The sequence below is a fragment of the Streptomyces himastatinicus ATCC 53653 genome, from assembly GCF_000158915.1.
In the GTDB taxonomy this organism is placed as follows: Bacteria; Actinomycetota; Actinomycetes; order Streptomycetales; family Streptomycetaceae; genus Streptomyces; species Streptomyces himastatinicus.
The window spans coordinates 349,475-353,296 of sequence record NZ_GG657754.1 but is presented as its reverse complement, the minus strand read 5'-3'; the positions used below and the strand labels follow the sequence as shown (position 1 = coordinate 353,296).

4 protein-coding genes are annotated in these 3,822 nt (G+C 72.3%); 3 read left to right on the top strand and 1 reads right to left on the bottom strand.

Translation table 11 applies throughout. From position 1 onward, the window contains the following. Positions 1-187 precede the first annotated feature (187 nt). From SSOG_RS01500 to SSOG_RS01490, 3 genes are read left to right on the top strand one after another with little or no spacing between them, the layout of a single operon-like run. Positions 188-730, top strand: coding sequence for a helix-turn-helix domain-containing protein (locus tag SSOG_RS01500; protein WP_039940451.1), 543 nt, complete (start codon positions 188-190; stop codon positions 728-730). Further along, positions 727-1,542 carry an alpha/beta fold hydrolase gene (locus tag SSOG_RS01495; protein ID WP_009712417.1) on the top strand — a complete coding sequence of 272 codons (816 nt, stop codon included), beginning with the start codon at positions 727-729 and terminating at the stop codon, positions 1,540-1,542. Before SSOG_RS01500 ends, SSOG_RS01495 begins: the two co-directional genes overlap by 4 nt. An 11-nt stretch (positions 1,543-1,553) precedes the next feature. Continuing rightward, positions 1,554-1,949: a hypothetical protein gene (locus tag SSOG_RS01490; protein WP_039936279.1), complete on the top strand. Its 396-nt coding sequence runs from the start codon at positions 1,554-1,556 to the stop codon at positions 1,947-1,949. Here the strand turns inward: SSOG_RS01490 and SSOG_RS01485 are convergent. Further along, the gene (locus SSOG_RS01485; protein WP_009712415.1) at positions 1,946-3,787 is read right to left on the bottom strand and encodes a family 20 glycosylhydrolase; all 1,842 of its coding nucleotides are present in this window, start codon (positions 3,785-3,787) and stop codon (positions 1,946-1,948) included. The two genes, SSOG_RS01490 and SSOG_RS01485, sit on opposite strands and share 4 nt — an antisense overlap. Between the last annotated feature and the right edge of the window lie 35 nt (positions 3,788-3,822).

Genomic DNA, 3,822 nt, shown 5'->3' with positions numbered 1-3,822 from the left:
AGAGCGGAAGCTCGGTCACGGTGGCGACCTCCAGACGGCTGGCCGGGACATGCTCCTCAAGGGGCCCGTCACCCCCGTTCCCCGGTGTTCCGGGCCGGTGTCATCATGAGCACTCATGGTCGTCGCGGCGAGATAGCAATCAGTGATGTACCCATGCCGGGTGCGGATGTCCCAGGAGGAGCAGGCGGTGGCCGTCAGACAGCTCAAGGCGCTCGTCACGGTCGCCGAGGCGGGCAGCGTCACCCGGGCCGCGGAGCTGCTCCACCTGGTCCAGCCCGCGGTGACCCGGCAGATCCGCATGGTCGACCGGGCCCGCCGCGCACTGAACGAGCTGGAGCGGGCCCGCGCGGAGGTGCGGCCGACCCCGGGGGTGGGGGCCGGGATCGTCACCGTGGGCCTGCTGGAGAGCACCACCGACCTGCTGGCGGAGCCGCTGGTGCCCGCCCTCGCCCTGGATCAGCCGGGCATCGACCTGCGCCTGATGACGGCGTACTCCGGGCACCTCCAGCAGTGGCTGGACGACGGCGACCTGGACCTGACACTGCTCTACAACCTGGCCAGCACCCCGGACGGTGCCGCACCGCTGTGCGAACCGGACGTGTGGCGCTCGATCGTCCTGGGGACCTCGCGCGCCGGGCGGACACCACCCGCGGTGGAGGTCGTCGCCCGGGAGCTGATCCGGCACACCCCGCGCCTCGACGACGCGACGAGAAAGGCGAAGAACACGTGACGGACACCGACACCGCCCGGCGCATCCGCGGACACGCCCACGCCCTGGACGGCACCCCGCTGGCCTACCAGCGCGAGGGAACCGGGCCGCCGCTGGTGCTGCTGGCGGGCCAGGCGAACAACCACCACTGGTGGGACGGCGTACGAGCGGACTTCCACGCCACGCACAGCACCCTCACCGTGGACTGGCGCGGCACCGGAGACAGCGGAAAGCCCGATGAGCACTACTCCACCCAGGGCCTCGCCGACGATGTGATCGCCGTCCTCGACCACCTGGGCATCGAGCGCACCGACCTGTACGGGACCTCCATGGGCGGCCGGGTGGCCCAATGGGTGGCCGCCCGTCACCCGTCCCGGATCCGGCGGCTGGTGCTCGGCTGCACCTCGCCCGGCGGGCCGCACGCCACCGAGCGCGACAACGCCGTACGCCGGTCCCTGGCCCAGCCCGACGCACAGGCGGCGCGGGAGGCGCTGATCGACCTGATGTACACCCCGGCCTGGCGGTCCGCGCACCCCGGCCCGTACACGACCCTCGGCGACCCCGGCATGCCCCCGCACGCGCGGCGGCGCCACCTGGTGGCCAGCAACGAACACGACGCCTGGGACGTACTGCCGGAGATCGCCGCGCCCACGCTGATCCTGCACGGGGACGACGACCGGCTCACCCCGGCGGCCAACGCACCGCTGCTCGCGTCCCGTATCCCGGATGCCCGTACCCACCTCTTCGAGGGCGCCCGGCACGGCTATTTCGACGAGTGCCGTCCGCGGGCGAGCGCGCTCGTGTCGTCGTTCCTGGCGGAGCCCGGCCCCTGACACCTCATGCCGTGACCGCACGCGTCCATCACCGCTTTCCGGTCACCCGGCCGCTCCGCCTCGGCGAGCCCGCCGAACGCGTCACCAGCCTGGGCCCGGTGACGGCCGAACAGGGCAGCACGGGAGCCCTGCTCATGCGCGGCGGCTGCTGTTCACCGGTGAACACCTTCTGGCGTGCGGCACCCCCGCCGACGGCGGCGCCGACCTGCGCATCGCCACCCGGCGGGAGGGACGGCAAGGACCGGGCACGCGACGAGGTCTCCGCATGGCTCGGCCGGGGCGACCGGGCGGTCGTACGGATCAACCCGCACGGTGCCGTCCGCGCGGCCTTCGGCAACGGCGGCCGGATGGTGGACAAGCCGGTCCTGGAGCGCGCGCGGCGGATCCTGGCCCTGGCCCGGGGCTAACGTCCGCCCCGCGGCGCCACCGTGGCGGCCACCGGGCGCAGTTCGGCCGCCGCCTGCTGGTCCGGCGGCTGCTGCACCGCGCCCCCGTCGGCGGCGCGCTGCGCGAGGCCGAGCTGGGAGATGGCGTTGACCAGCCGCACCCGCGTCCCGGTGCCGGTCAGCTGCCACCGCTGGGTGCGGGCCGTGGCCGAGCACGTCTGGGTGGTGACCGTGGCGCCCGCCTCCAGCGGGGCGCCGAGGTAGCGGGCCCCCTTCACCATGTCCAGGCAGTACGCGGTGGCGGTGCCCCCGCGCACGGCGCGGAGCGTGTAGTAGCCGTCCGCGGTGGCCGACAGCCGCCACGCCGCGCCGGTGTCCTCACCGAACCGCGCGGTGGCGCCCTCGCCGCCACCCGAGGTGGTCAGCCGGGTGGCGGAGCCGGACAGCGTCAGGGCGTACGTACCGTCCTTGACCGGCAGCCGCACCACGTTCTCCCAGCCGGGCGCGTGGCCGATGTCCCGGGCGAGCGTGCTGAACCCGTCGTACGTGGCGGCCGGTTTCGGGCTGCCCCAGGTGGCCTGGGCGAGGAAGCGCAGCGGCAGATACGCCTCCGTCTCGACCTCGTTCTCGGTCTGGGCCGCCGCCGAGTCCGGCCACATGGTGATCTTCGCCCCGGTGATGCCCGGCTGGGGGCCGCTCAGCGTCTCGCCCTCGAAGCGCAGCGGGGTCCAGTCGCTCTCGTACAGCTCTCGCGTCTTCATGGGGGAGCCGCCGCGGATGAGGTAGAGCGCGTAGGCCGAGTTCATCACCTGATGGCCCTGGGCGAGCAGGGCCGAGGGCGGCTGCTCGGGTTCGGCGGTCCAGTGTTCGACCCGGATGTCCTTGTTGACGGGGATGGTGTTGTCGCCGGTCAGCCCGTCGTTCCAGATCCGCAGGGTCCGCCCGCCCGCGCGCACATGGTCGTCGACCCGGTTGACGAAGTCCACGAACGCGTCCTGCGGGGTCGCCCGGGCGCCGTACTTGGCCTTGGCGTACGCGGCGATCTGCGGATACGCGGCGTAGTCGGAGCCCAGCATGTATTCGTCCGCGCCCATGTGCCAGTACGGGGTGTCCCACACGGTCAGCGCCTCGTCCAGCAGTCCGGTGTAGAAGGCGAACGCCTCGGGCCGGGTGATGTCCAGCCGTGACGGCGACCGCGTCCCCTTCGTGTCGGTGAGCTGGAGTTCGGGGTGGTTCTGGAGATACGGGTCGATGTGCCCGGGGGAGTTGATCTCGGGGACGAGCGTGATGTGGTACTTCCGGGCCATCGCCGACAGCCGCCGCACCTCGTCCTTGGTGTAGTACCCCCAGAACTTCGTCTTCGGGTAGTCGTCGCCGGCCACCTTCGCCTCGATCCACAGCTGGTTCAGCTTCAGGTACGCCATCTCGCGCATCAGCCGCTCGAACCAGTCCAGCGAGACGTGGATGTAGCAGGCGCACACCCCCACCCCGCGCTCGGCGTACCGCGGCACGTCGACGGTGCTGCCGTGCGGCAGCTCGCGCCCGTCGCCGAGCATCTGGAGCACGGTCCGGGTCCCCAGGAACGCCCCGGAGGCGGTGGCCCCGGTGATCCGTACGGTGTCGCCGACGACCAGTTCGTACCCCTCTTTTTTCCTTTTTTCTTCCGCGACGCAAACACCCCCAGCACCACATCGCCCGCTTTGTGTGGTTGGGCGCCGGTCACCCCCCGCAGCCGCAGCCCCGTCGCGTCGGCCACGTCGTCGGTTTTTGTTGAGGGGGGCACCGCGCAGTTCTTTTTTTTCTGTGCGACCACCGCCGCCGTGGCGGCCAGCCGCAGCGTGCCCTCCTGGCCGGTCCACCGCACCGGTGCCGGGATCACACTGGGAGCGGACGC